Origin of the sequence: Rhizobium sp. BK376, from assembly GCF_004341625.1 — a bacterium.
GTDB lineage: Bacteria > Pseudomonadota > Alphaproteobacteria > Rhizobiales > Rhizobiaceae > Rhizobium.
In genome coordinates this window covers 69,565-94,155 of sequence record NZ_SLZG01000009.1, presented here as the reverse complement: position 1 = coordinate 94,155, position 24,591 = coordinate 69,565, and the positions used below count along the sequence as shown (strand labels likewise).

Annotated in this window: 22 protein-coding genes and 1 other RNA gene; 10 read left to right on the top strand and 13 right to left on the bottom strand. The window is 61.0% G+C overall.

Going from position 1 to position 24,591, the window contains the following annotated elements:
• Window positions 1–3: 3 nt before the first annotated feature.
• Together ilvN and EV561_RS21075 are read right to left on the bottom strand one after the other, a co-directional pair.
• Window positions 4–576: an acetolactate synthase small subunit gene (gene ilvN, locus EV561_RS21080; protein ID WP_132524277.1), complete on the bottom strand. Its 573-nt coding sequence runs from the start codon at window positions 574–576 to the stop codon at window positions 4–6.
• Window positions 577–601: 25 nt separating this feature from the next.
• Window positions 602–2,395 (bottom strand): acetolactate synthase 3 large subunit, encoded by a 1,794-nt coding sequence (locus EV561_RS21075; protein WP_132524276.1) that lies wholly within the window; start codon window positions 2,393–2,395, stop codon window positions 602–604.
• A gap of 338 nt (window positions 2,396–2,733) precedes the next feature.
• Here EV561_RS21075 and EV561_RS21070 point away from each other — a divergent pair, with 338 nt between their 5' ends.
• The gene (locus EV561_RS21070; protein ID WP_132524275.1) at window positions 2,734–4,797 is read left to right on the top strand and encodes an ATP-binding protein; all 2,064 of its coding nucleotides are present in this window, start codon (window positions 2,734–2,736) and stop codon (window positions 4,795–4,797) included.
• A 10-nt stretch (window positions 4,798–4,807) separates the two neighbouring features.
• Here EV561_RS21070 and miaA read toward each other — a convergent pair whose 3' ends face one another.
• Entirely contained in the window at window positions 4,808–5,689 is an 882-nt protein-coding gene (gene miaA / locus EV561_RS21065) for a tRNA (adenosine(37)-N6)-dimethylallyltransferase MiaA (RefSeq protein ID WP_132524274.1), read from the bottom strand.
• 27 nt (window positions 5,690–5,716) lie between these two features.
• On the opposite strand from miaA, the gene serB reads away from it, so the two are divergent.
• The 3 genes from serB to EV561_RS21050 are packed head-to-tail and all read left to right on the top strand — an operon-like array spanning window position 5,717 to window position 7,784.
• Complete coding sequence (serB, locus tag EV561_RS21060) at window positions 5,717–6,607, top strand: phosphoserine phosphatase SerB (RefSeq protein WP_132524273.1); 891 nt, start codon at window positions 5,717–5,719, stop codon at window positions 6,605–6,607.
• A 47-nt stretch (window positions 6,608–6,654) separates the two neighbouring features.
• Window positions 6,655–7,221, top strand: coding sequence for a GNAT family N-acetyltransferase (locus tag EV561_RS21055; RefSeq protein ID WP_132524272.1), 567 nt, complete (start codon window positions 6,655–6,657; stop codon window positions 7,219–7,221).
• Window positions 7,218–7,784 (top strand): GNAT family N-acetyltransferase, encoded by a 567-nt coding sequence (locus tag EV561_RS21050; protein ID WP_132524271.1) that lies wholly within the window; start codon window positions 7,218–7,220, stop codon window positions 7,782–7,784. Before EV561_RS21055 ends, EV561_RS21050 begins: the two co-directional genes overlap by 4 nt.
• Before the next feature lie 9 nt (window positions 7,785–7,793).
• On the opposite strand, the gene EV561_RS21045 is transcribed toward EV561_RS21050, so the two are convergent.
• The 6 genes from EV561_RS21045 to EV561_RS21020 form a co-directional block, all read right to left on the bottom strand.
• Complete coding sequence (locus EV561_RS21045; protein WP_245512792.1) at window positions 7,794–9,698, bottom strand: Do family serine endopeptidase; 1,905 nt, start codon at window positions 9,696–9,698, stop codon at window positions 7,794–7,796.
• 262 nt (window positions 9,699–9,960) lie between these two features.
• Window positions 9,961–10,941, bottom strand: a complete 981-nt coding sequence (locus EV561_RS21040) for a protease modulator HflC (RefSeq protein WP_132524270.1) — start codon at window positions 10,939–10,941, stop codon at window positions 9,961–9,963.
• A complete protein-coding gene (hflK, locus tag EV561_RS21035) occupies window positions 10,941–12,047 on the bottom strand; it encodes an FtsH protease activity modulator HflK (RefSeq protein ID WP_132524269.1) in 1,107 nt (368 codons plus the stop codon). The genes EV561_RS21040 and hflK overlap by 1 nt, the downstream gene beginning before the upstream one ends.
• A 151-nt stretch (window positions 12,048–12,198) precedes the next feature.
• Window positions 12,199–12,717, bottom strand: a complete 519-nt coding sequence (locus tag EV561_RS21030; RefSeq protein WP_132524268.1) for a dihydrofolate reductase — start codon at window positions 12,715–12,717, stop codon at window positions 12,199–12,201.
• 25 nt (window positions 12,718–12,742) lie between these two features.
• Window positions 12,743–13,063, bottom strand: coding sequence for a hypothetical protein (locus EV561_RS21025; RefSeq protein WP_132524267.1), 321 nt, complete (start codon window positions 13,061–13,063; stop codon window positions 12,743–12,745).
• A gap of 65 nt (window positions 13,064–13,128) precedes the next feature.
• The gene (locus EV561_RS21020) at window positions 13,129–13,923 is read right to left on the bottom strand and encodes a thymidylate synthase (protein WP_132524266.1); all 795 of its coding nucleotides are present in this window, start codon (window positions 13,921–13,923) and stop codon (window positions 13,129–13,131) included.
• A gap of 136 nt (window positions 13,924–14,059) precedes the next feature.
• On the opposite strand from EV561_RS21020, the gene ssrA reads away from it, so the two are divergent.
• The 4 genes from ssrA to EV561_RS21000 all read left to right on the top strand — a co-directional run bounded on the left by ssrA (window position 14,060) and on the right by EV561_RS21000 (window position 15,618).
• Window positions 14,060–14,420: a transfer-messenger RNA gene (gene ssrA / locus EV561_RS21015) on the top strand.
• Between the two features lie 124 nt (window positions 14,421–14,544).
• Window positions 14,545–15,051 carry an SspB family protein gene (locus EV561_RS21010; protein WP_132524387.1) on the top strand — a complete coding sequence of 169 codons (507 nt, stop codon included), beginning with the start codon at window positions 14,545–14,547 and terminating at the stop codon, window positions 15,049–15,051.
• A 52-nt stretch (window positions 15,052–15,103) separates the two neighbouring features.
• The gene (locus EV561_RS21005; protein ID WP_132524265.1) at window positions 15,104–15,298 is read left to right on the top strand and encodes a DUF4169 family protein; all 195 of its coding nucleotides are present in this window, start codon (window positions 15,104–15,106) and stop codon (window positions 15,296–15,298) included.
• 104 nt (window positions 15,299–15,402) lie between these two features.
• Window positions 15,403–15,618, top strand: a complete 216-nt coding sequence (locus EV561_RS21000; protein ID WP_132524264.1) for a ribbon-helix-helix domain-containing protein — start codon at window positions 15,403–15,405, stop codon at window positions 15,616–15,618.
• A 66-nt stretch (window positions 15,619–15,684) separates the two neighbouring features.
• Here the strand turns inward: EV561_RS21000 and EV561_RS20995 are convergent, their stop codons facing one another.
• From EV561_RS20995 to EV561_RS20985, 3 genes are all read right to left on the bottom strand, one after another.
• A complete protein-coding gene (locus EV561_RS20995) occupies window positions 15,685–19,410 on the bottom strand; it encodes an AsmA family protein (protein WP_132524263.1) in 3,726 nt (1,241 codons plus the stop codon).
• A gap of 153 nt (window positions 19,411–19,563) precedes the next feature.
• Window positions 19,564–20,976 (bottom strand): FAD-linked oxidase C-terminal domain-containing protein, encoded by a 1,413-nt coding sequence (locus EV561_RS20990; RefSeq protein WP_132524262.1) that lies wholly within the window; start codon window positions 20,974–20,976, stop codon window positions 19,564–19,566.
• Window positions 20,977–21,146: 170 nt separating this feature from the next.
• Window positions 21,147–22,181 carry an aldo/keto reductase gene (locus tag EV561_RS20985; protein WP_132524261.1) on the bottom strand — a complete coding sequence of 345 codons (1,035 nt, stop codon included), beginning with the start codon at window positions 22,179–22,181 and terminating at the stop codon, window positions 21,147–21,149.
• A 94-nt stretch (window positions 22,182–22,275) separates the two neighbouring features.
• Here EV561_RS20985 and EV561_RS20980 point away from each other — a divergent pair, with 94 nt between their 5' ends.
• Window positions 22,276–23,178, top strand: a complete 903-nt coding sequence (locus EV561_RS20980) for a LysR family transcriptional regulator (RefSeq protein ID WP_132524260.1) — start codon at window positions 22,276–22,278, stop codon at window positions 23,176–23,178.
• Window positions 23,179–23,189: 11 nt separating this feature from the next.
• On the opposite strand, the gene EV561_RS20975 is transcribed toward EV561_RS20980, so the two are convergent.
• Entirely contained in the window at window positions 23,190–24,059 is an 870-nt protein-coding gene (locus EV561_RS20975; protein WP_245512808.1) for an AraC family transcriptional regulator, read from the bottom strand.
• Window positions 24,060–24,113: 54 nt separating this feature from the next.
• Between EV561_RS20975 and EV561_RS20970 the strand changes: the two genes are divergently transcribed.
• A complete protein-coding gene (locus EV561_RS20970; protein WP_132524259.1) occupies window positions 24,114–24,521 on the top strand; it encodes a DUF2000 family protein in 408 nt (135 codons plus the stop codon).
• Window positions 24,522–24,591: the final 70 nt, after the last annotated feature.

The window sequence follows — 24,591 nt, the reverse complement described above, 5'->3', positions numbered from 1 at the left end:
AGCTTACATTCCCTGCGGCCCGCGGTTCATCGCAGCGATACCCGTGCGGCACACTTCGATCAGGCCGAGCGGCTTCATGATCGCCACGAACTGGTCGATCTTTGACGACTTGCCCGTGATCTCAAGAATGAAGTGCTCGACTGTCGCGTCGACCACCTTCGCGTGGAAGGCATCGGCCAGTCGCAGCGTCTCGGCACGGGTCTCGCCGCTACCGATCACCTTGATCAGCGCTACTTCGCGTTCGATCGGCCGCTCCTGGCGAAGCTCGCGAGCGCGCACGGTCAGGTCGACGACGCGGTGGACGGGAACGATGCGCTCGAGCTGCGCCTTGATCTGCTCCAGCACCTGCGGCGTGCCGCGCGTCACGATGGTGATGCGCGAGAGGTGCGCCTGGTGCTCGGTTTCTGAAACCGTCAGGCTTTCGATGTTGTAGCCGCGGCCGGAAAACAGGCCGATGACGCGGGCAAGGACGCCCGGCTCGTTATCGACGAGGACCGAAAGCGTGTGGTTTTCGGCTGCAGCCGTCTCCGGCGAGATGAAGTAGGCGGAACCGGTGGGTTGAAGGTGTGCGTTCATTGTCGGTGTTTCCTATTCCCTGGGATTAAACGAGCTGACGGCCCTTGGCATCGATCGCGTTGGCGACCGCCTCATCCGTCGCCTCGTCGGGCAACAGCATTTCGTTGTGCGCCTTGCCCGAGGGAATCATCGGGAAGCAATTGGCAAGGTTGGCGACACGGCAATCGAAGATGACCGGCTTCTTGACGTCGATCATCTCCTGGATGGTCGCATCCAGTTCGCTCGGCTTTTCGCAGCGCAGGCCGACCGCCCCATAGGCTTCCGCGAGCTTGACGAAATCAGGCATCGCTTCGGTATAGGAATGAGACAGGCGGTTGCCATGCAGCAGCTGCTGCCACTGGCGCACCATGCCCATATACTGGTTGTTCATGATGAAAATCTTGATCGGCGCATCGTGCTGGATCGCCGCCGACATTTCCTGGATGCACATCTGGATCGAGGCATCGCCGGCAATATCGATGACCAGCGCGTCGGGATGCGCGATCTGGACGCCGAGCGCCGCCGGCAGGCCGTAACCCATCGTGCCGAGGCCGCCCGAGGTCATCCAGCGGTTCGGCTGCTCGAAGCCGTAGAACTGCGCAGCCCACATCTGGTGCTGACCGACCTCAGTCGTGATGTAGGTGTCACGGTCCTTCGTCAGCGCGTATAGACGCTCCAGCGCATATTGCGGCATGATGACGTCGTTGTTCATGGTGTAGGCGAAGGAGTTGCGAGCCCGCCAGCGATTGATCTCAGCCCACCAGTCTTCGAGACGCTTTGCTTCCGGCTTGTTCGGCAACGCGCGCCACAGACGAACCATGTCTTCGAGAACGCTGCCGACATCGCCGCGAATGCCGACATCGGCCTGGACGTTCTTGTTGATCGACGAGGGGTCGATGTCGATGTGGATCTTCTTGGAATTCGGCGAGAAAGCATTGAGACGGCCGGTAATGCGGTCGTCGAAGCGCGCGCCGATGCAGACCATGACGTCGCAATCATGCATGGCCATGTTCGCCTCGTAGGAGCCGTGCATGCCGAGCATCTTCATCCAGTTCTTGCCCGAAGCCGGATAGGCGCCCAGACCCATCAGCGTCGAGGTGATCGGGAAATCGGTGATTTCGACCAGCTCGCGCAACAGCCTGGAGGCTTCCGGGCCGGAATTGACGACGCCGCCGCCGGAATAGATGATCGGCCGGCGGGCACTGGCCATCAGCTCGATCGCCTCCTTGATCTTGTTCAAATCGCCTTCCAGCTTCGGCTGATAGCTCTTCTGGACGGCATGCATTTCCGGCGGCGTATAGGTGCCGGTCGCGAACTGGATGTCCTTCGGAATATCGACGACAACGGGACCGGGACGGCCGCTCTGCGCGATCCGGAACGCTTCATGAATGATGCTGGCAAGCTGATTGACGTCCTTGACCAGCCAGTTGTGCTTGGTGCAGGGGCGCGTGATGCCGACCGTATCGGCCTCCTGGAATGCGTCGGAGCCGATGAGCGATGTCGGAACCTGGCCGGAGATGCAGACGAGCGGGATGGAGTCCATCAAGGCATCCTGCAGCGGCGTGACGGCATTGGTCGCGCCGGGGCCGGAGGTGACAAGCATGACACCGACCTTGCCTGTCGAGCGGGCATAGCCTTCAGCCGCATGGCCGGCGCCCTGTTCATGGCGCACGAGGATGTGCTGGATCTCTTCCTGCTGGAATATCTCGTCATAGATCGGCAGCACGGCGCCGCCCGGATAGCCGAAAATATGTTCGACGCCATTGTCCTTGAGCGCCCGCAGGACGATCTCCGCCCCGGTCATTTGATTGCTGCTCGCCTGCTTGTCTGTGCCCGTCATGCCTTTGATCCGATATCCGCTGATTGTTCTGGAAAGCTTGAGCCCGATTTTGGGCATAAAAAAAGGCTCCTTGGGGAGCCTGTCGTCTAGCGCATGGGTGGCTATCGCCGGATGGTTACACCATCCTGCCCATGCGCCTTCCCACCACGATAAGAGCCATCGAGATTTTCATGGGGCGAATTGATAGACAGAAAATTTCATAGCGTCAACGCATTCCGCAATAAAAAATCGTCGGCTTGAAAGGCATTCCGGACGCCGTCGCTTCAAAATGAGGCGAAACTGAAAGGATTTTGTTAAGGCGAGTGTCCTATCTTCGTGCGAAAGCAGGGAGTGGCCCGTTGCTGAACAGTGACTTGCAGACGTCTGGCAAAGCTGGCGAGCATGACCGCCGCGATGCTCTCACACCGGGGAACCGTTTCCTCGGTCGCGTCGTCGCGTGCAGCGGATCCCGAGCAACCATCGCAGCAGTGGCAGAAGCAGGCGGCACCGACCTGACCGAACTTTGGTCCGTCGGTCGGCTGATTTCCATCAGCGTCGGCAGCAACCGCGTTGCCGCCCTCGTCTATTCCATGCACACGGGCAACGACGCCTGGGGCGAAGGACAGGACAACCTCTTCCGCATCGAAGTGGAGCTCTTAGGAGAAGTCCGGGTCAACGAGGATGGCCGCGAGGAATTCTCCGGCGGCATCTCGCGCTATCCCTATCTCGGCGCGATCGCCCACCGTATTCGCGCAAGCGACCTGATGCGCATCTACGATTCCGGCAAGGACACCAGCTGCGCCATCGGCAAGCTGACCCAGGACGAAACCATCGATGCTGCGATCCATATTCCGTCGATGCTATCGAAGCATTTTGCGGTCGTCGGCTCGACCGGCGTCGGCAAGTCGACCGCTGTCTCTCTCCTTCTGCACAAGGCGATCGCCTCCGACCCGAAGCTGCGTGTCCTGATCCTCGATCCTCACAACGAATTCGCCGCCGCTTTTCCCGATCATGCCGTCGGAATCGATACCGACACGCTCGATCTGCCCTTCTGGCTGATGCGGCTTGAGGAATTTGCCGAAGTCGTCTTCCGCGGTCGTCCGCCCGTTCCCGAAGAACTGGACATGCTGCGCGACATCATTCCGGAGGCCAAGCGCGCTTTCCGTGGCGGCGACTCGGCGCTGATGCGCCGTCAGTCGGAAAAAAGCTCGATCACCGCGGATACGCCGGTTCCCTACCGCATGGCCGATCTCTTGGCGCTTATCGACGAGCGCATCGGCAGGCTCGAAGGACGCCAGGAAAAGCCGCATCTTCGCTCGCTGAAAATTCGCATCGTCTCTGCGATCAACGATCCGCGCTATCACTTCATGTTCTCCAACAACACGATCAGCGACACGATCATGGAGACCATCGCGCAGATATTCCGCATTCCCGGCGATGGTAAGCCGATTTGCACCTTCCAGCTGGCCGGCATCCCCTCGGAGGTCGTCAATTCCGTTGCATCGGTGCTCTGCCGCATGGCTTTCGAACTGGCGCTGTGGAGCGAGGGCGCAATCCACATGCTCGTCGTCTGCGAGGAAGCGCATCGCTATATCCCAGCCGATCCGAGCCTCGGCTTCGTGCCCACGCGACAGGCGATCGCCCGAATCGCCAAGGAAGGCCGTAAGTATGGCGTTTCGTTGGGCATCATCACGCAGCGCCCCGGCGAACTCGATCAGACCATTCTTTCGCAGTGCTCGACGCTGTTTGCCATGCGCCTGGCCAACGACCGCGACCAAGACATCATCCGTTCCGCCATCCCAAACTCGTCGATCTCGACCACCAGCTTCTTGTCCTCGATCGGCAATGGCGAGGCAATCGCCTTCGGTGAAGCGGTGGCGGTGCCGATGCGCATGCGCTTTTCCCGCGTGGCGGAGAACCGCATACCAAAAGCCGCTGCGACCGCGGAGAGGGAATTCGAGCACTCGCCCGACAACGTCGACCTGCGCTCCATCATCAGTCGCATGCGTTCGATCGCCGGCCCCGACATTTCCGCCTTCCAGCAGAATTATGCCTCCGCCGTCAATGTTGTGAGAGACGAAGAGCCGGACACCGATTTTACGGCACAGGATTTCGTTCCCGAACCTGTGCGGACGTCGGCACCGCCGCTTCCCCGCCCCTCCGCACCGGCAGTCGAACCCTATCGTCCGGAGATGCTGCCGCGCGGATCCGACGCCACCACAGGCTTTGCCGCCCCACAGACATCGATCGACAGTCGCCTGGCCGAGCTTCGTCGCGAGATCCGCAATGATGAAGTTGCGCCGGACCGTTTCCGCCCTGCGGCCGCTCGGGACGGCGAGCCGCCGCCGCGCCGCGAACCCGGCCTATCGCTCCGCGACAGCATTCTGAAGAAGCCGCTCAGCAGCCTCTACAACAAGGACTGAGCAAGCCCGCCTAAGGCGCGATCCGCTCCCAGCTTTCATCCATCTGGTTGCGGAACCAGGTCATCTGCCGTTTGGCATATTGGCGGGTCGCCGCGGCTCCCGTCCGCAACACATCCGCAAGAGTCATCTCACCTCGGATCATCGCCGCGATCTGCGAAACACCGATTGCCTTCATGACCGGCATTTCGGGCGGCAGATCGAGCGCGAGCAGCGCTCTCACTTCCTCTTCCGCCCCCATTGCCAGCATCTTCTCAAAGCGGCTGTCGATGCGCTGATGTAGCAAGGCTCGATCCGGCAAGACGACGATCTTGCGGGCACGATCCGGGTCGACGATGACAGGGCCGCGGCGGTCCTGAAATGCCGAAATCGATTGGCCAGTGGCTTCAAGCACTTCCAGCGCCCGAACGATGCGTTGACCGTCCTGTGGATTGAGACTTTCCGCCATCGAGGGATCGAGACCTTCGAGTTCGCCATGCAATCCTTCCGGTCCTTCATCAAGCAGGCGCTGCCGCAACCGACTGCGAATATCGTCGGGAATTTCGGGCATATCGGAAAGACCGCCGGTGAGCGCCTTGAAATAAAGCCCCGTGCCGCCAACGAAAACCGGCAGCCGGCCCTGAACCTTCAGGTCGCCGATCAACGCCGAGGCCTCCCGCAGCCAGGCACCCGTCGAATAGGGTTGGGCGGCGGGAACATGGCCGTAGAGGTAATGTGGAACGCCCTCCATATCCTCATCCGAAGGCCGGGCCGTCAGGATCCGCAGCGTGTCGTAGACCTGCATACTGTCGGCGTTCACGACCACGCCGCCATGCTCTTTCGCCAGTTCGACGGCAAGCGCGGACTTGCCGCTGGCGGTCGGCCCGGTTATCAGGATCGCATCGATCTCGCTCAAGACTTGTCGCTCACAAGGTTTCTGATCATGGCTTTCGTTGCCACGCTTATTGCCAATCCGTCAAACCCCGTTCTGACACCCGCCCTCGCCGAAGAGGCTGCAAAAGCCGTCAACGCATCAGGCCTCTACTGGCTCGCGGATGGCATCGCCTGCGATATAGCGCTCAGGGACGGAAGCGACATCCGCGCGATGGAAGCCGATATTCTGGCGGTCATCGGCAACGCGCCGATCGATCTCGTGGTCCAGAATGCGGATACGCGGCGCAAGAAGCTGCTGATCGCAGACATGGATTCCACCATGATCGGCCAGGAATGCATCGACGAGCTTGCCGCCGAAGTCGGCCTGAAGGAAAAGGTCGCCGCGATCACCGCCCGCGCCATGAACGGCGAGATCGCCTTCGAGCCGGCGCTGCGCGAACGCGTCGCCCTGCTGAAAGGCCTGCCCCTGTCAGTCGTCGACGACGTCATCGCCAAGCGCATCACGCTGACGCCGGGCGGCCCGGAACTGATCGCCACGATGAAGGCGAAGGGCTTTTACACCGCCCTCGTCTCCGGCGGCTTCACGGTCTTCACCAGCCGTATCGCCGCAACCCTCGGCTTCGACGAAAACCGCGCCAACATCCTGCTCGAGGAAAACGGCGTGCTCACCGGCTTCGTCGCCGAGCCGATCCTCGGTAAGCAGGCCAAGGTCGATGCACTCAACGAGATCGCCGGAACACTCGGCATTTCACCCGACGAGGCAATGGCCGTCGGCGACGGCGCCAACGATCTCGGCATGCTCCAACTCGCCGGCTCCGGCGTCGCCCTGCATGCCAAGCCGGCGGTAGCCGCCGAAGCCAGAATGCGCATCGACAACGCTGACCTGACCGCCCTTCTCTACATCCAGGGCTACCGCAAGACGGATTTTGTCAAAGCCTGAAATACAACCGCTTCGATTGATAATACAGCCATAAGCAGAGCCATGCCATGCACATTTTTGAAACCGAGCGGCTGATCCTCCGCAACTGGGACGACAGTGACGGCGATCGCGAGCTGTTCTTCGAAATCAATTCCGACGACCGGGTCATGGAATTCTTCCCCTTTCGCCGAACTCGCGCCGAGACCGATGCCGTTTTTGCGCGAATGCAGGAGATGATCGCAGAGACTGGCCTCGGCTTCTATGCGGCCGAACTCAAGTCGACCGGCGAGTTGATCGGCTTCATCGGGCTGGTTCGTACGGATATAGAGCCGTATATTCCGTTGGGAACCGTCGAGATCGGCTGGCGGCTTGCAGCCCGATATTGGGGCAAGGGCCTCGCCAGCGAGGGGGCAAAAGCCGCCCTCGCCCATGGCTTCGAGACGCATGGCCTTGACGAAATCGTCTCCTTCGCCGTCTACAACAACGAACGCTCGACCGCTGTCATGAAACGCATCGGGATGCGCCAGGATATCCCGAGCAGCTTCATTCATCCGCGTGTTCCGGACACCCACCTCTACCTCAAACCGCACGTACTCTACCGCATCACCGCCGAGGAATGGCGAGCCGAGCAATGATACGCATCGAGACGGACCGGCTCATCCTGCGCAATTGCGAGGAGCGTGATCGCGAGTTGTTCTTCGAAGTCAATTCCGATCCCCGCGTGCTGGTCTTCCACCCCTTTCAGCGAACGCGGACCGATGCCGACGCGATCTTCGACATGCTGCTGAACATGCCGGCAAAAGACGGTCTGGATTTTCTGGTGCTGGAAATCAGGGAAACGGCAGAGCCCATCGGCTTTTCAGGCCTGTCGAAGCCCAATCTTGCGCCGCTCCTGCCCGCCGAGGCCGTCGAGATCGGCTGGCGGCTTTCGGCCCGGCATTGGGGTCATGGATTTGCCACCGAGGCGGGAACAGCCATACTGGCATATGGCTTCAAAACGCTGACGCTCGACGAGATCATATCCTTCTCGGTGGAAGGCAACGACCGCTCCGAAGCCGTGATGCGCCGGATCGGCATGCAGCGCGACCCATCAGGCGATTTCGACCATCCCGATATACCCGATAGCCATCCGCAGCTGAGGCGCCACATCCTCTATCGGCTGACGGCTAAGCAGTGGCGCCGCCGGCAGACCGGTTGAGAGATCAGGCTATTCCAGCGGCACGGCGATGAAGCGCAGGTCGCCATTGGCCGAAGCGATCATCATCTGCGCGTTGCGACGGCCTTCCTTCTTCAGCGTATTGACCTTTGCCAGAACGGCGCCTGGGCTCTGCATAAACTCCTGGGCCACTTCGACGATCACGTCACCGGCCTTCAGCCCCTTTTCGCCTGCGGCCGATCCGGGTGCGATTTCCATGATCACCACGCCGTCGACGCTGTCGGCGATGCCGAAGGACTTGCGGTTGTCGGCATTGAGCGCCTGAAGCTTCATGCCCAGCACGTTCTGGACTGCCTGCGGTGCCGGATTCTGCTGCTGATCGCCCTGATCCTGGCCGTCCGAATCGTCGCCCTCATCGCCCTGATCGGGATTGATGACCCCATTGCCGTCGTCATTGCCGTTGTCGTCGGGTGCAAGACCCGGTGCCGAATTGTCCGTATCGGCCGCGGCAGCCTTGTCGTTGCTGTCTTCCAACCGGCCAAGCGTGACCTTGACGGTCTGCTGCTTGCCATCGCGCATGATCTCGACATCGACTTCCTTGCCGACCGGGCTCTCGGCGACGACCCGCGGCAGGTCGCGCATTTCGTTGACCACCTTGCCGTCAAACTTGAGAATGACGTCGCCTGCCTTGATCGAACCGTTGTCGACTGGACCACCCTTGATCACGCCGGCGACAAGCGCGCCCTTGGCCGCATCAAGGCCGAGGCTCTGGGCGACATCATCGGTAACCGGCTGGATACGTACGCCGAGCCAGCCACGGCGCGTCTCGCCGAAATCCATCAGCTGCGCCACGACGCCCGAAGCAAGCTCGGAAGGCACGGCGAAGCCGATGCCGATCGAACCACCGCTCGGCGAAATGATCGCAGTGTTGATGCCTATGACCTCACCCTTCATGTTGAAGAGCGGCCCGCCGGAATTGCCCTTGTTGATCGCAGCATCCGTCTGGATGAAGTTGTCGTAGGGCCCGGCATTGATGTTGCGTCCGCGTGCCGACACGATGCCGACCGTAACCGAGCCGCCGAGACCGAAGGGATTGCCGATCGCCATCACCCAGTCGCCGATGCGCATGGTGGAGGAATCGCCGAAATGCACTGATGTCAGCGGCTGCTTCGGCTCGACCTTCAGCACGGAAAGGTCGGTCTTCGTATCCGTGCCGATCAGCCGCGCCTTCAGCTTGTTGCCGCTCGGGAACGTCACCTCGATATCGTCCGCGCCTTCGATGACGTGGTTGTTGGTGACGATGTATCCCTTGGGATCGATCACGAAGCCGGAACCGAGCGAGCTCACCTTGTGATTATTGCTCTGCCCGTTCCTGTTCTTGAAGAAATCGTTGAAGAAATCCTGGAAGGGAGAACCCTCGGGCACCTTCGGCGACGGACCGACGCCCTCGTCCTTGACCTTCTGCGACGTCGAGATGTTGACGACGGCGCCGAGCAGGCCCTGCGCCAGATCGGCCACCGAAGCCGGACCGTTGGCCACAGCCGGGCTCGCGACGACGGGAGGCGCTGGCGGAGCAACGGGCGCAGGATTGACTGCCTGAGCTGGTGCGGGTGCTTCGGGCGCCGGAGCCGCTGGCTGCGGAGCGGTTGGGCTTGCGGCAACGGGAGGTGCTGCAGGGGCGACAGGCGCGGGATTGGCTGCCTGAGCGGGTGCAGGTGCCGCCGGAGCCGCTGGCTGAGGCGCAGCTGGTGGCGTCGAGGGTGCGGCTTGCACGTCCGGCGCAGTTGGCGCTGCCGGCGGAGTTGGTGTTGCAGGCGCGGTGGTGCCGCTTGGCGCGACCTCCGCACTCTGCGCAAGCGCTTGCTGGGCGCTGCCCAAGGTAGAACCGGCAATGAATGCCACGCTGGCCATCAAGGCGAACGAGCGTCTAACGGACAAGCGAATGGTGGCAGCCATCAAGCATCCTCATGGAACAGGGAAGTCGCGGATATGAACATCAACATAAGGCGGAATAATGAAGCACGAAATCACCTTTTAGCGATTTCGTACTGCATATAGCCAGCCTTAAGACGACCGTCCAAGCTCTTTTCGGACTTCAATATAGTTTCCGTGGAACCGACGCAATTGCCGCGTCTGAGCGAGCAGAAAAGCCCGAATATATTGCGGGGCCATCCTTTCGGACGGCCCCGCAAAAACATCGCATCAGGCTATCAGCAAATCAGTTCGCTGCAGGAGCCGCCGGAACGGACGGAGCAGCAGCCGGCGCCGTGGATGACGGTGCAGCGAGCGCCGGAGCGCCGGGCTGCGGTGCCGGAGGCGTGCCGTTCGGGTTCTCGAAGTAACGGAAGAAATCCGAATTCGGCTGCAGCACGAGCGTCGTGCCACTGGAGCCGAGCGCGTTTTGATAAGCCGTCATCGAGCGGTAGAACTGGAAGAAGCTAGGATCCCTGGAGAAGGCGTCGGCGAAGATGCGGTTGCGTTCGGCATCGCCCTCACCGCGCAGGACTTCCGAATCCTTCTGCGCATCCGCAACGATCTCGACCACCTGGCGGTCGGCTACCGCCTTGCGGCGCTGGCTTTCCTCGTTACCACGAGCACGCAGGAGTTCTGCTTCGGCAAGACGTTCCGCCTTCATGCGGTCATAGGTCTGCTGCGAGACTTCCTGCGTCAGGTCGGTCCGGCGGATGCGAACGTCCTCGATGTTGAGGCCGAGCGTTTCTGCATCGCGGTGCAGGTCGTCGCGCACTTCCGTCATCATCGATGCGCGCTCGTTGGAAAGAGCAGCTTCGAAGCCACGCAGACCGTAGACCCGGCGCAGCGACGCATCGAGGCGGGTGCGCAAGCGCGATTCCGCCGCGTCGCGGTCACCGGACACCGTCTCACGGAATTTCCGTGCGTCGGTGATCCTATAGACCACGAAAGCATCGACCTCGTAGAACTTGCCGCCCGAGACCTGGACACGGATATTGTCCAGATCGAAGCGCAGTTCCTGGTCCTGGATATACTGCACGCGGTCAGCATCCATGAAGGCGAAGGGCAGCTTGAAGTAGAGGCCCGGTTCCGTCTTCACGTCACGGATCTGACCGAAGCGCAGGACGATTGCCTGTTCGCGGGGATTGACGACGAAGACCGACGAGTAGGCAATCACAAGGATGATGACGATACCGATGAAGATGGCTGGCAAACGGCTGGAGGACATCACTTCACCTCCTGCGCTTGCGATTGCGACAACGGAGCCGGATTGAGCGGCTTGTTGATTTCGTTCAACGGAAGATAGGGCACGACACCCTGCTTGTTGTCGAGGATGACCTTGTTGGAGTTCTTCAACACGGATTCCATGGTTTCAAGGAACATGCGCTGACGGGTCACGTCAGGTGCCTTTGCATACTGATCGTAGATGGAAACGAAGCGCTGGGCTTCACCGTCGGCTTCCTTGACCACGCGATTCTTGTAGGCAGCAGCCTCTTCGCGAATCTGGGCCGCCTGACCGCGGGCCTGGCCGAGTTTCTGGTTGGCGTATTGGTTCGCCTCTTCCACGAAACGGTCCTCGTCCTGCTCCGCGCGCTGTACTTCGTCGAAGGCATCGGCCACTTCGCGTGGCGGAGCAGCATCCTCGATCGGCACGGCGTTGATGGAAATGCCCGACTGGTAGCGGTCCATCGTATCCTGGATGATGTTCTTCACTTCAACGGCGATCTGCTGGCGGTTGTCGCGGAAAATATCCTGCGCCGGACGACGGCCGACAATCTCGCGCATCGCACTTTCGGCGACCTGCTGAAGCGTCTCGGCCGGGCTCTCGAGGTTGAAGAGATAGGCCTTGGGATCGCTGATCGTATAGAGAACCGAGAACTGAACATTGACGATGTTCTGGTCGCCCGTCAGCATCAGGCCGGCAGTGGAGCTCGATGTTGCGCGGCCGCCGATATTCTGCTGCTGCTCGGTGATCTTGACGATCTCGACGCTATCCATTGGCCAAAAATGGAAATGCAGGCCGGGCATGGAGATTTCTTCGCGCGGCCTTCCGAAGCGGGACTCGACGCCACGCTCGTCAGGCTGAACGGTATAGATGCACTGGATAAGCCAGAAGACGACTATAACGCCGAGTATGATCACGAAGACGCCACCGTTGAATCCACCGGGCAGAAAGCGCTTCAGACGATCCTGGCCACGCCTGATGATGTCTTCCAGATCTGGAGGCCCGCCGCTTCCGCGCGGTCGGTTCGGTCCTTGCCCCCAAGGTCCACCCTGATTGTTCCCCCCGCCGCCGCCCCATGGGCCGCCGCCATTCTGATTGCTCCAAGGCATCAAGACCTCTTCGTTGATAATACGCCCCACGCATTCGCCTGCGGAAACCGGCAGGCAGCAGCGATTGTCACCGTTATAGGTATCGGCGCATAGGCTTTCAACGAGACTTGAGGAACTTCGGCTGATTTATTGGAAAAATAGTTGATTTTGCCTAGGCTTGTCGCCGGACATAGGTGACGAAGCGGGTCGGATAATTGTCCTTTTCACCGGCCGGGACGGCGATCTCCTCGATTGATTGCCATATGGCCGGATCGACCGGAGGAAAGGACGTGTCGCCGTCGACCTCGGTCTCGACATGGGTGATCAGCAGTTTATCGGCGTCGTCCATCGCCTGCCGATAGATATCGCCACCACCGATGATGCAGATCTCTTCCGCCCCCATTTCGCCCGCCACTTGCTCGGCGAGCCGATAAGCTTCGACGAGCGAGTGGACGACATGCACATCGGCCGGGCTGTAGTCGCGATCGCGGGTGATGACGATGTTCGGGCGGCCGGGCAGCGGTTTACCGAAGGATTCGAATGTCTTGCGCCCGGCGACAACGGGCTTGCCCAGTGTAGAAGCCTTGAAGCGCTTCAGGTCGGTCGACAGCCGCCATGGCAACCCGCCCTCGCGTCCGATGATGCCGTTTCGGGAAACCGCAACCACAATGGTTTTCGTAACATGGGACATCAGGGCTTCCTCCCAGACCAAGGCATCAATAGATCGGCTTGTAGCCCTCACTCGCCACGCAGGACAGATATTTCCGCCGGGCAGCGCCCTTTGCCTGCAGGAGCTGATCGTAGCTCATCTGGGATGTGAGGGTGTACTGTCCGCTCATCTGCGCCCGCTTGTTGAATTCCTCGACCTGCCTGTTATAGGCCGCATTGGCGTCACCGACGCACATTGCATGGACAGCCGGAGCAACCTGTTCGGCCGAGGAGACCGGGACGAGGATCGGCGTATTGGCCTGATCGACACAGCCGGAAAGCGCTGCCGCGGCCAAAGTGGCGGCGAGTGCGGTCGAAATGAATTTCATTCTATCCCTCAAGACAAATAGATGTGTGAAACGAGGCATCCTAGGCGAGCTGCAAACCCGCCGCCTCAGACTGCAATCGGCGCCTTGATATTTGAATCAGCTTCGTAGCCGACCAGCTCGAAGTCCTCGTATTTAAACGAAAAAATATCCCGGACAGCCGGATTGATCCGCATGGTCGGCAGCGCCTTCGGAGTCCGGCTCAGCTGCAGCTTCGCCTGCTCGAAATGGTTCTTGTAGATATGGGCATCGCCAAGCGTATGGACGAAATCGCCCAGCTTGAGCCCGGTCACCTGCGCTACCATCATCGTCAGCAGCGCGTAGGATGCGATGTTGAAGGGAATCCCAAGGAAGATGTCCCCCGAACGCTGATAGAGCTGGCAGGAAAGCTTGCCGTCGGAGACATAGAACTGGAAAAGGCAGTGGCACGGCGGCAGCGCCATATTGTCGACCTCGGCCGGGTTCCAGGCGGAAACGATATGGCGGCGCGAATTCGGATTGGTCTTGATACCCTCGATCAGCCGCTCGATCTGGTCGATATGACCTCCGTCAGGCGTCGGCCAGGAGCGCCACTGAGCACCGTAGACCGGGCCGAGATCACCGTTCTCGTCGGCCCATTCATCCCAGATGGAGACGCCGTTTTCCTTGAGATAGGCGATGTTCGTATCGCCCTTCAGGAACCAGAGCAGTTCATGGATGATCGACCGCAGATGCAGCTTCTTCGTGGTCGTGACAGGAAAGCCGTCGGCAAGATCGAAGCGCATCTGATAGCCGAAGACCGAGCGTGTGCCGGTGCCGGTGCGGTCGCCGCGGTCGGTGCCGGTTTCCATCACATGGCTCAAAAGATCGAGATACTGTTTCATTGCGTTCCGCCGCCGATTCTATCCATTCGCATTTAAGCATAACGGATCGCAAAACCAATTGCCGCCGCAGGACCGCGGGCCTTTTCCCCGCTTTTAACGGCTAACCTGTCGGATTGACGAACCATTTATGACGATTGCCCTTTCCTTGGGCTTCGGAAAACACTATATCACCCATGCCGGTCTTCGGGCCGGCTATGGCGATAAATGAGCGATGGAATAAGCCTATTGGACCCGGGGGCGGTACCCGGCGCCTCCACCAAAAACCGGCCGATCGAGACCGGCTTTTGATGGGGGCGAAATAGGATCGACAAGGGTGTAAAGATCGACTTTTTGCTCGGCATTGTTCCGCCGTTATCGGGCTAAAATTGTAGTTGCAAACGACAACTATGCGGAAGCTCGTCTCGCTGCTTAATCGCAGTGTGACACTTCAAATCAAGTCCTGAAGGTTCGCACCTTAAGGCGGGGTCCGAAGGCACCTGGCAACAGAAGCCTTCACCTTCTCCCCCTTTTAGAAATCATGTATGGTTGGTGACGCATGACTCGTGCCCCGGGGGTTTCCCGATGCCGCATGCCGTGCCATATAGCCTTGTTAAGACGACGGCCAACGAAAGACAGGAAAGCATGGGTCAGGACCATATCCGCTACGACATTCTGGCACAGGACGCGCTGCGCGGGGTTATTCGCAAGGTTTTGACTGAAGTCGGCACGACGGGCCGCCTGCCCGGCGATCATCATTTCTTCATCACTTTCCTGACCGGCGCACCGGGCGTGCGCATCTCGCAGCTCCTGAAATCGAAATATCCGGAACAGATGACCATCGTCATCCAGCACCAGTTCTGGGAACTGAAGATCACCGAAACCCATTTCGAGATCGGTCTTTCCTTTTCCGACGTGCCGGAAAAGCTGGTGATCCCCTTCAACGCCATCCGGGGCTTCTATGACCCGTCGGTGAATTTCGAACTCGAGTTCGATGTGCCGCTCGCCGACGAGGAAGAACTGCCCGCAGCAGAGATCACGGCCTATCCCGTTGCCGCTGACGGTGGGGAAGAAACTGCCGCTCCGAAGGACGGGGATGAAAAGAAACCCGGCTCCGTCGTCTCGCTGGACGCGTTCCGCAAGAAGCAGTGATCACTTTGAGGGAGGCAATAGCCTCCCTTTTGATATTGCGAGGATGAAGCCGATGAGTGCTGAAATCGTCAATCTGCGCCAGTTTCGCAAGAAGCAGGCTCGCTCCGAAAAAGACAAGCAGGCTGAACAGAACCGCATCAGCTTCGGCCGGACCAAGACCGAAAAGAACCTGACCAAGGCCCTGAACGACAAGGCCGAAAGATCCCACGATCAGGGCCGCCTGGAGCCGCCGAAATCGGAAGATTGACAGCCGCTCTTTTGCCGAACTATTCTGAAATCAAACGCTTGCGCGACACTGCTGAATCAATTTTTTAATTCCGAACACCTTCCAATATTTCATAAGGATCGACGATGATCCGCAAGCATTCCGCGACACTTCACGGCCACCGAACGAGTTTTTCCCTGGAAGACGCCTTCTGGGACGAACTGAAGGCAATTGCCGCCGCGCGCGAAATATCGCTTGCCGCCCTGATTTCCGAAGTGGACGACGAACGCGAGCCGGACAGCAATCTGTCGTCCGCGCTACGCCTCTGCGTCCTGAAATGGCTGAAGGAACACCGCACCTGAGCCCTCCGGGAAAACAATCCCGAAAGAATGGTCGAAGCCGCTGACGACCATTCGCGTCGGCTGCGGCTACCGCGCGACGCCCGGCAATCCGTTGAAATTGAGAGTTCCCGGCGTCGTAGACGGCAGGCCGCCCTGGATCTGCCGCTGGGCATCCGCCCTCGCCTTCGCTTCCGCATCCGCTCTTGCCTTCGCATCGGCCTCGGCCTTTGCCCTCGCTTCAGCCTCCGCCTGGCGCTCTTCCTCGGCCTGCTGCGCCAGCACGCGCAGGCGCTTCTCTTCAGCGCTTCGCTGCTGCTCGACCAGGGCATCGTGCTGCCGCTGGATTTCGCGTTGAGCGGCATCGAACTTGTAGAGAGCCACCTCGCGCCGCAGCCGCTGCTTCTCCAGTACATTTGCCTGGAGGCGCTCGACCCGGCGGCGTTCGCGCTCAAATGCCCTTAGCGAGAGAAAACCGGTAATGTCGGCAACGTCGATCGTTCGGCGCGGTGTCGCAAGCGGCCCGTTGAAATCGAGACGCAGAGCCGGATCGGCGCCGGTCTGCGCTTCGTCGCCGGCATTCAGATCGACGCCGATAGAACCTCGCATGCGCTGGTTCGGCAGGTCGAGCTCGACGTCGCCCGAGAGCTTGGCAAGATCGTTCGCGACCGTGACATTCTCGGCGCGGACAACGCCGCCAGAGATATTGAACGGAATGCTGATCGGCCCGAGCGCAGCTTCGCCATTGTTGACGAGCGTCTGGACGATCGGCATCACCTTGTCGGCGGTAATGTCGCCCTGGATCTGGTCCGTGGCGGACAGAAGCGGCGGCAGTATCCCGAGATTGAGCCCACGAATGCGGCTGTCGCCAAGCTTGATTTCGCCGGAACCGCTAGCGGAAGCGGCTAGATCGGCCATGCTCTTGCCGCTGGACTGCATGACCAGCGACAGGCCGAAACGGCCGCCTGCGACCGGCGCGCCGTCCCGTTGCCAGGCGACAGCGGCCAGGTCACCGTTCGCAAGCGCAAGCTTGCTCTGCATCAGCCCGGTTCCGCCTGAGTTCGTGAAGACCACGTTGCCGCTGAGATTGCCGCCGCTCCAGGCGCCGGCGATATCGTTCAGCTGCAGTTCCTCGCCCTTGTAGACGGCATTGGTGGTGAAATTGGATATCGGCCCGAAAACGCCGGGCCAGAGCTGCTTGGCCGAGAGCTTCAGGTTGAGATCGAGGCCGGTAAACATCGGCAAGCCAAGCTTGCCCTTGCTGAACTTGCCGCTCGTTGCATCCGTCATCGGCCCGTAGATTGCCTCGCCCAACCAATCCAGATCGGCCTTGTCGAGCGCGATCTGGCCGCTGGCCTTCACATCGGGCGCCTTTCGGTCAAAAGTCAGCTCGCCCGAGAGAGCATTGTCGGCAAGCTGGCCCTTCATGTTGGCAAAGACGATCTTGTCGGCATCGATGCCGGCATTCGCCTGAAACTTCACCGGCAACCCCGTCCCCATCTGCGGCAGGCCGATACCGTTCATGACGAAATAGGGATCGAGATCGGCGCTCTCCAGCGACAGCGCGATATTGCCGTTGAGGAAAGTGGCTGGCCGCACGTCGACCTTGCCATTGGCGGTAAACGACGTCTTGTCGGTGGCAAATGTCAGCGCGGCATCGGCGGGGTCAGTGCCGTCTGCGGTCACCTTCAGCGTCAGGCGACCATTGGCATCGGCTTCGACAGGCAACGGATCGAGCCCCGCCTGGCCGAAGAGGATGGAGGTCACGGAATTCTCGAGCGTCGCCTCGAGCGTCGTCGTTCCCTTGCCGGTCAGCGCGAGCAGGTCCGACATGCGGTAGTCGAGATTGACGCGGCTGCCGTTGGAGACGCCCGCAAGCGTCAGCGCAAGCCCGTCGCCCTGGTCTCCGCCGAGCGTCAGCGCGCCACGCAGCGCCGTGTTGCCATACCACGCCGCATTGCGCACCAGCCGATCCATGACCGGATGATGCGGCAGATGCTTGCTCATCATCTCGAAGAACGGCCCGGGATCCGCGGCCTTGAAGGTGATCTCGCCCGATCCCTTGTAGTCGAGCAGCGAACCTTCCGCCTTGCCCGTTGCGGTCACTTCCGCGCCGGCAACGTTGCGAACGAAGAGCTTGTCCATCGTCAGCGCGCCGTCGGCAATCCCGAAGGACGTCTCGACATTGTCTGCCTGCACGCCGAACGCAGAGAATTTGTCGGCCTTCAGATGCGCGGTGATGTGGTGGTCCAGCACCGCCTCGCCCGCATCCTGTCCGGTGAACAGGCCGGTCAGGGCCTTCAGTGCATCGAGATCGAGCGTATCGCCGGCAAGATCGACCGCAAGTTTCGGCGCCTGGTTGGCGGGCGCCTGCCGGTCCAGCCGACCCTTCAGAGTTGCAGGGCCGATTGCCACTTCAAGATTTTCGAACCGCTGTTCGTTATGCGTGAGGCTAACATCGGCCGAAAAGCCGGCTGCCTTGAGCTGCCGTATCGCCGGATCGACGGAGCCGGCAAGCCAGGATGCCAGACCGGAAGGCTGGTTGGAGGCCACGACGAGATTGCCCGAAAAACTCGGTTCGCCCTTCAGCGTCAGACTGCCCTTGGCCTCGACCTGCGTTCGCCCCGGCAGCGTGCCGACCGCATTGTCGATCTTCCAGCCGGTTCCGGCCGGTTGAAGGTCGAGCTGCACGTCGCGGATCGTCGTATCGCCGGCAACGATTGCCGGCAGCCGGACGGTGGCTTTGCCCGGCACCTGAGGTATGGGAATGGCGCCTGCGATGGCGATCAGATTGTTGAGCCGCTGGCGCGCGGAAACGGCCGGATCGCGGGTCGTCTTGCCGGTTGCGCCCTGATTGCCGAGGCGGTTGACGTCGATCTGCTGGCCGTCTGCCGTCAGCAGAAATTCGGGCTGGTTGCCGGTATCGAGAGTCGCCTCGCCGGTAATGACGTAGGGGTCGTCGAGGGCGCCGATTTCGAGCCGGTATTCGGGAACGCGAATACGCTCGTTGGTCAGCTCGAACTTGCCCTTGACCCGTGGCGGTGGCGCCTGGTCTGCGGATTTGCTGCGCGCTTCCTTCGTTTCCAGGCCAGCGGTGAAGGCACCGATATAATCCGGCTTGCTGTTCACCAACTTCAGCTCGCCGTCGAGATCGATGCTGACAGGATGGGTATCAGGCTGAAGATGGGTGCGCATGCGCAGGACGCCGCTGTCATCAGGCTGGCTGCTCGCAATGGTGAAACTGCCGTGTTCGCCGTCGAGCGCCGCATCGCCTTCGATATGCCACGGTCCCGCGAGCGACTTGGCGGACATTTCGGCGTTGAGATCAGTCACCTTGCGCGTGCGACCGGATTGCTCGTCGACGAATTCCACCTCGCCGCCATCGACATGCACGTTCTCGAGCACGACAGTCTTTGCCGGAATTTCCGGCTGGCTGCCGTGCATCCAGTCAAGCGTGCCGTCCTTCAGCAACCGCAGTTGCACCTTGGGCTGCGAGACACGCATGTCGAAGATCAGTGCCTCGCCCGAGAGAAACGGCGCAAGCTCGGCGTCCATGGAGAATTGCGCAATCTGAACCAGCGGCTTGCCGTCCGCCCCCTGCCCGACCCGCACGTCATGCAAAGTCACGGAAGGAAACGGCAACAGGCGGGCGTCGACGGAGCCGTGGACGGTCACCTTCTTGCCGATGATCCGGCTCGCCTGGTCCTCGAAATTCTTGCGGAAGTCGGTCCAGTCTATGAAGAGCGGAGCGAGCAGCGCCACGAAAAGCACCACCACGAGCAATCCACCCAGGAAGACCAGAAACTTACCTAACAATGCCAACCATCTCCATTCCGCATTCCGTCATCATCCCAAGGCAATTCGCCCGCCCTCCCACGATGGCAGCGATAACGCCTTGAATCTGCGCATGTGCTAGCCTAGCGCCAATCGTGTCAGGGGCAAGTCGCGATGAGGGTGATTTCCGAATTTTCATCGCGCGTGGAATATCTTGCCAGGATTGAAGATGCTGTCCGGATCGAGCGCCTGCTTGATACCGCGCATAACATCGACGGCACCCCCGAGTTCCTGTTCAAGAAAGGACATCTTGCCCTGCCCGACCCCGTGCTCGCCGGTGCAAGTGCCGTCCATCGCCAGCGCCCGCGCATTCAGGCGCGCAACGAAATTCTCAGCCACCGCGATCCCTTGAGGCGTCTTGTCGTCGAAGAGCAGGAGAACATGGAAATTGCCGTCGCCAGCGTGCCCCACGATCGGCGCAAGCAATCCATGCTCCTCGATGTCGGCCTGCGTTTCCGTGACGCAATCGGCAAGTCGCGAGATCGGCACGCAGACGTCGGTCGACAGCGCGCCAAGCTGCGGAGCCAGGGCCCGCGAGGCCCAATAGGCGTCGTGCCGGGCCTTCCAGAGCTTGTTGCGCTCTTCGAGATTGGCCGTCCAGTGAAACTCGCCGCCGCCGCATTCCGCCGCGATTTCCGCAAACTGGGCCGATTGCAGCGGCACGGTTTCATCCGTGCCATGGAATTCCAGGAACAGCGTCGGCTGTTCGTCATAGGACAGGTTCGAATAGAGATTGCAGGCGCGTAATTGAACCGCATCGAGAAGCTCGATGCGGGCGACCGGAATGCCCATCTGGATCGTCATGATGACGGCATCGCAGGCAGCCTTGACCGAGGGAAAGGCGCAGACCCCGCCGGCGATCTTCTGCGGAATACCTTGCAACCGGAGCGTGATCGACGTGAGAACGCCAAGCGTACCCTCGGCGCCGACGAAAAGCCGGGTCAGATCGTAACCGGCGGAAGATTTGCGGGCGCGCCGTGCGGTCCGGATTTCCTCGCCGCTCGCCGTCACAGCGCTTACCGCGAGCACATTGTCCTTCATGGTGCCGTAGCGGACGGCATTCGTTCCCGACGCGCGTGTCGAGGCCATGCCGCCGATCGAGGCGTTGGCGCCGGGATCGATCGGGAAGAACAGGCCGGTATCGCGCAGATAGACGTTCAGTTCTTCACGCGTGATGCCCGGCTCGACCGTGCAGTCCAGGTCCTCGGCATTGACTTCAAGAACCCGATTCATCCGGCTGAAATCGATGGAGATTCCGCCATTCGGCGCATTGACCTGACCTTCAAGCGACGACCCCGTCCCGAAGGGCACGACCGGCACCTTGTGTTCGCTGCAGACCTTCACCGCCATCTTCACGTCTTCGTTGCTCTCGGCAAAGAGCACGCCGTCCGGAAGCTGTGCAGGAATGTAGGTCGTGGTGTGGGCATGCTGCGCGCGAAAGGCTTCGCCGGTCTGAAAACGCTCGCCGAAAACCTGCTTCAGAATGCCGACAGCTGCCGCAATCCCCACCTCGTTGCGTCTACCCGCCTTCGCATCCCTGAGCGCCATCGGAGCATACCCTTTTCGTCACACCATTCGGCAGTCCATATTTGAGAGTTCTATGGGACAAGGAGGCCGCTCTGTCCAGTCAAAGATGTCGTTGAAACAGGTTGTTCGCCTCGCCGTTCGAGCCGAAACAGTCCCCGGCCTGCGCCACGCTGCCGGGGAACCGGGCAGCCCTATACCAGCGGCGGATTGAGCCGGGCAAATCCCTCCTGCCGCCGGTACGGAAAATAGGGATAGGGTGCAGTGACAGCGCTTGCCGCATCGAGCCGCCCGATCTGCTCCGCCGTCAGGTTCCAGCCAACGGCGCCGAGATTCTGCCTCAACTGCTCTTCGTTACGCGCACCGATGATGACGCTCGATACCGTCGGGCGGGAAAGCAGCCAGTTGATGGCAATCTGCGGCACTGTTTTGCCCGTCTCGTCCGATATCCGGTCCAGCACATCGACGATGTCGAACAGCCTTTCATTATCTACCGGCGGTCCGAATTCAGCCGTCTGATGCAGCCGGCTGCCTTCCGGCAACGGCTGGCCACGGCGGATCTTTCCGGTCAACCGGCCCCAGCCGAGCGGGCTCCAGACCAGCCCGCCGACGCCCTGGTTCGCGCCGAGGGGCATTAGTTCCCACTCGTAGTCCCGCCCGACCAGCGAATAATAGACCTGATGGGCGACGTAGCGGGAATATCCGTGGCGATCGGCCGTCGCGAGCGAGTTCATCAGCTCCCAGCCGGCGAAATTGGATGCGCCGACATAGCGGACCTTGCCGGCGCTCACCAACCCATCGAGTGTCGAGAGCACTTCCTCGACAGGCACATGGGCATCAAAGGCGTGGAGCTGCAGCAGATCGATATAGTCCGTGCCGAGACGCCGTAGTGCATCCTCGACAGCCCCGATCAGCCGCGAGCGCGACGTGCCGGCATCGTTGGGACCATCGCCGATAGGCAGGCCCATCTTCGTCGAGATCAGCACCTCGCCGCGCCGCCCCTTGATCGCCTGCCCCAAAACCTCTTCCGAGGCACCGGCGGAATAGACATCAGCGGTGTCGAAGAGAATGACGCCGGCTTCTAGGCAGATGTCCACCAATCGCCGGGCCTCCATTGCATCCGTCGTGCCCCATGCGCCAAACAGCGGCCCGCTGCCGCCGAATGTGCCGGCGCCAAAACTCAAGGCTGGCACCCTGAGGCCGGATTTGCCGAGATATCTATAGTCCATGATCGCGATCTCCTGTTGTTTTCCAAGAGGTAGACCCGCTTTCTGCGATGAACTAGACTTCCGGAAAGAACAGGATTTGTGAGTTGAATTCATCATGAGCAGGCAGGATGTGAACCGCTCCGGCGAGATGGAAGTCTTCGTGCGCGTCGTCGATCTCGGCGGCTTTTCCGCGGCCGCCCGCGCCTGTCGCATGACACCTTCGGCCGTCAGCAAACTTCTCTCACGACTGGAGGCGCGGCTCGGCGCCCGCCTCGTCAACCGCTCGACACGCAAGCTGCAGCTGACGCCGGAAGGCTGCACATTCTATGAACGCAGCATCCGAATCCTTGCCGACATGGCGGAGGCCGAGCGCCACGCCTCTGCCGGCGAGCAGCCCGTCGGCACAATCCGCATCAACACCAGCGCTTCCTTCGGCAACCACATTCTGGCACCCCTCGTCCCCGCCTTCCTCTCCCTCCATCCGGCCGTCACGCTCGATATCAGCCACACCGACCGCGTCGTCGACCTGATGGAAGAGCGTGCCGATGTGGCAATCCGCGCCGGGCCGATGAAGAGTTCGCAACTCGTCGCCCGCAAGCTCGGCGCGACACGGATGATCATCGCGACCTCCCCTGCCTATATCAAGGCCAACGGTCTGCCCGTCTCGCCAGACGAGTTAGCGCATCACAGGACGATCGGCTTATCCTATCAGCGTGCTGTTGAAGGCTGGCCGCTGCGCATGGGTGGCGAGCGCATCGTCCTTCCACTCAGGAACACTGTCCTCGCCGGTGATGGCGAGGCAATCCGCCACCTGACGCTCTCGGGCGTCGGTATAGCCCGCCTTGCGAGCTTCACGATCCGCAACGACATTGCGAGCGGCCGCCTGGTGCCGCTGTTGGAGGATTCCAATCCCGGTGATCTCGAGGAATTCCATGCGGTCTATCTCGGCCAGGGCGGTCCGCTGCCGGCCCGCATCCGCGCGCTGCTTGATTTCTTGGGCGAGAGCGTGCGGCTTTAAGGCCCCGAAGATCAGGCAGACGCCCGCCCTGCCCCGACCATGGCACCCCAAGCGCCGGGCGCAATCCCGAAGGTCTTCTTGAAATGCCGCGTCAGATGGCTTTGGTCGGCAAAGCCCGTGGCAGCGGCAACCTCCGCCAGCGGCTCGCCATCGGCAATCATCGCCTTTGCCCACTGCAGGCGGCGCATCAGCAGGAAGCGGTGTGGGCTTGTGGCGAAAGCAGCGCGGAAATGACGCGAGAGCGCAAAACGGTCAAGGCCGGTGACCTCTTCCAGCTCCTTCGAGCCGACTCCGCGCAGCACATGGGCTTCAAGATAGTCCCGCGCTGCCCGCGCCTGATTCCAGGCGACAGTGCCGAGCGGCTTTTGCAGCTGCTTGGCGTGGACCGCGAGCCCCGATCCTAGCCTAGCGATGAAATCGTCGAGGAAGAGTTCGTCTAGCGTCTGTTCGAGATCCGTAAGCGCGCTCATCAGGAGCGACGCCAGCGGCCCGTCCTCGATGATGGGATCGTCGACAAAAGGCAAGCTGGCGCCCGCCTGCTCCAGCCCCTCAAGCAGCCGCTGCGGCTCCATGTAGAGCATGCGGTACAGCAGGCCGTCATCCGTAGCCGCGCCGCCGTCATGCAGCTCGCCCGGATGCAGCACGATAACCCGGCCTGGCACGCTGTAGCGCCGCTCGCCCCTATAGGCGAAGGTCTGGACGCCGCGCATCGTAACCCCAAGGCCATAGGTGTCGTGGCGGTGCAGCCCGAAGGCATTACCCCTGAACTGCGCCTGGATGCGCTCGATACCGGGATTGGTGGGCGCCGCGACGATCCGATCGCGCTCGGCCGGCACGCACGAACGTTCAAGACCTCTAAGTATCTGCCCGGATACATCGATCACTCTTCTATCTCCCGAATCCGCCCCCTTGGCACCGCATGAAAGAGACCATCCATGTTTGATACCAAAATCGCGATCGTTCTGCGAAACAATCTTGCGTCATGGCAAAAGCTGAACGTCACCGCCTTCCTGACATCAGGTATCGTCGGGCAATATCCCGATATCATCGGCGAGCCCTATCGCGACCGGGCGGGCAATATCTACAATGCGCTATCGGTCCAGCCGATCATCGTGCTGTCCGCCGATGAAGAGACGATCGCAGCGGTCCATCGGCGGTCCCTTGAACGCGAAGTGGCAGCCTCCGTCTTCATCGAGGAAATGTTTGCGACGGGCCATGATGCGGCAAACCGCGCGGTCTTTTCGGAATTCGCGCCGGAGGACGCCAGGGTCGTCGGCATTGCGTTGCGGGCGGACAAGAAGATCGTGGACAAGATCGTCAAGGGGGCGAAGATGCATGAGTGAGGGGTGAGGTCTATGCCGCGCATCCCGCTGTATATGACGGATGGGAGCCCCTCATCCGCCCTTCGGGCAC

What these genes read in the sequence shown, in the direction of transcription:
- ilvN (WP_132524277.1), bottom strand. Translation starts at nt 576, where the DNA reads ATGAACGCACACCTTCAACCCACCGGTTCCGCCTACTTCATCTCGCCG.
- EV561_RS21075 (WP_132524276.1), bottom strand. Translation starts at nt 2,395, where the DNA reads ATGACGGGCACAGACAAGCAGGCGAGCAGCAATCAAATGACCGGGGCG.
- serB (WP_132524273.1), top strand. Translation starts at nt 5,717, where the DNA reads ATGGCTTTCGTTGCCACGCTTATTGCCAATCCGTCAAACCCCGTTCTG.
- EV561_RS21055 (WP_132524272.1), top strand. Translation starts at nt 6,655, where the DNA reads ATGCACATTTTTGAAACCGAGCGGCTGATCCTCCGCAACTGGGACGAC.
- EV561_RS21050 (WP_132524271.1), top strand. Translation starts at nt 7,218, where the DNA reads ATGATACGCATCGAGACGGACCGGCTCATCCTGCGCAATTGCGAGGAG.
- EV561_RS21045 (WP_245512792.1), bottom strand. Translation starts at nt 9,698, where the DNA reads ATGGCTGCCACCATTCGCTTGTCCGTTAGACGCTCGTTCGCCTTGATG.
- EV561_RS21040 (WP_132524270.1), bottom strand. Translation starts at nt 10,941, where the DNA reads ATGTCCTCCAGCCGTTTGCCAGCCATCTTCATCGGTATCGTCATCATC.
- hflK (WP_132524269.1), bottom strand. Translation starts at nt 12,047, where the DNA reads ATGCCTTGGAGCAATCAGAATGGCGGCGGCCCATGGGGCGGCGGCGGG.
- EV561_RS21030 (WP_132524268.1), bottom strand. Translation starts at nt 12,717, where the DNA reads ATGTCCCATGTTACGAAAACCATTGTGGTTGCGGTTTCCCGAAACGGC.
- EV561_RS21025 (WP_132524267.1), bottom strand. Translation starts at nt 13,063, where the DNA reads ATGAAATTCATTTCGACCGCACTCGCCGCCACTTTGGCCGCGGCAGCG.
- EV561_RS21020 (WP_132524266.1), bottom strand. Translation starts at nt 13,923, where the DNA reads ATGAAACAGTATCTCGATCTTTTGAGCCATGTGATGGAAACCGGCACC.
- EV561_RS21010 (WP_132524387.1), top strand. Translation starts at nt 14,545, where the DNA reads ATGGGTCAGGACCATATCCGCTACGACATTCTGGCACAGGACGCGCTG.
- EV561_RS21005 (WP_132524265.1), top strand. Translation starts at nt 15,104, where the DNA reads ATGAGTGCTGAAATCGTCAATCTGCGCCAGTTTCGCAAGAAGCAGGCT.
- EV561_RS21000 (WP_132524264.1), top strand. Translation starts at nt 15,403, where the DNA reads ATGATCCGCAAGCATTCCGCGACACTTCACGGCCACCGAACGAGTTTT.
- EV561_RS20990 (WP_132524262.1), bottom strand. Translation starts at nt 20,976, where the DNA reads ATGGCGCTCAGGGATGCGAAGGCGGGTAGACGCAACGAGGTGGGGATT.
- EV561_RS20985 (WP_132524261.1), bottom strand. Translation starts at nt 22,181, where the DNA reads ATGGACTATAGATATCTCGGCAAATCCGGCCTCAGGGTGCCAGCCTTG.
- EV561_RS20980 (WP_132524260.1), top strand. Translation starts at nt 22,276, where the DNA reads ATGAGCAGGCAGGATGTGAACCGCTCCGGCGAGATGGAAGTCTTCGTG.
- EV561_RS20970 (WP_132524259.1), top strand. Translation starts at nt 24,114, where the DNA reads ATGTTTGATACCAAAATCGCGATCGTTCTGCGAAACAATCTTGCGTCA.